The sequence below is a fragment of the Enhygromyxa salina genome (assembly GCF_002994635.1).
GTDB lineage: Bacteria > Myxococcota_A > Polyangia > Nannocystales > Nannocystaceae > Plesiocystis > Plesiocystis salina_B.
In genome coordinates this window covers 1-729 of the sequence record NZ_PVNL01000185.1, presented here as the reverse complement: position 1 = coordinate 729, position 729 = coordinate 1, and the positions used below count along the sequence as shown (strand labels likewise).

Annotated in this window: 1 protein-coding gene and 1 pseudogene; one reads left to right on the top strand and one right to left on the bottom strand. The window is 65.8% G+C overall.

The features are described 5' to 3' along the window. Positions 1–320 (top strand): annotated as a pseudogene (locus ENSA7_RS45240) (hypothetical protein); the annotation flags it as partial. Between the two features lie 230 nt (positions 321–550). Here the strand turns inward: ENSA7_RS45240 and ENSA7_RS46275 are convergent. Then, positions 551–682: an MYXO-CTERM sorting domain-containing protein gene (locus ENSA7_RS46275; protein WP_219908162.1), complete on the bottom strand. Its 132-nt coding sequence runs from the start codon at positions 680–682 to the stop codon at positions 551–553. Positions 683–729 lie beyond the last annotated feature (47 nt).

The following is a 729-nucleotide window of genomic DNA, read 5'->3' as shown; positions in this document are numbered from 1 at the left end:
TGCGGGAGAAGGAGCGAGAGATTCAGACCGAGTTTCGGGCCCGGAACCGGAAATTCATGGGCCCGAGCCAGATTGCTCGGCAAAAGTGGTACCGGCAGGTGGTCAGCTATGAGAAGCGATTCACCGTAACGCCGAAGGTGGCCGCGTCGTGCAAGTGGCGACGCTTGGCGCAGCTGCAGCGGGATCGTGAGTGGGAGCGCGAGTATGCTGCCGCGCGGGCGTCGTGGCTGGCCGGAGACTCGGCGGTGGTGTTTCCGGCGGGGACGTACTGGCTGCGGCGGTTCGCCGGGGTCACGGTGGCGCCGCATCCGGTCTCGTGAGCGTGTGGAGTTGGTTGGTGGCGGGGTCGCTCGAGGCTATCCCGCCGGCTCGCATTGGTTTTGAGCAAGTTTTGAGCGCGACGGTGGGTGTCGGGGTGGGTGCAACAGCAAGTTTTCGGCATGATGAGGTGAATACAGGCGCAGAAGTGCGGCTTTTGCGTGCTCTTGGAGCGTATCAAGCCCGTCATCGACGGACTCCCCGTGGAGACTCTCAGGCCGGTTTTCCGCCCTCAGGCCGGTTTTCCGCCCGGCTTGCGTCGGCGCCAAGGCCCGATCAACCCCAACACCAACACCCCCAGCGCCACCCCGACCGGCGCCCGCCCATCCCGAGCCGAGCACCCACAGCTGACGTCATACGGCAAGTCATACGGCGCCCCAGTCTCGCTCTCGCCATCGCCGGCCCCAGAGC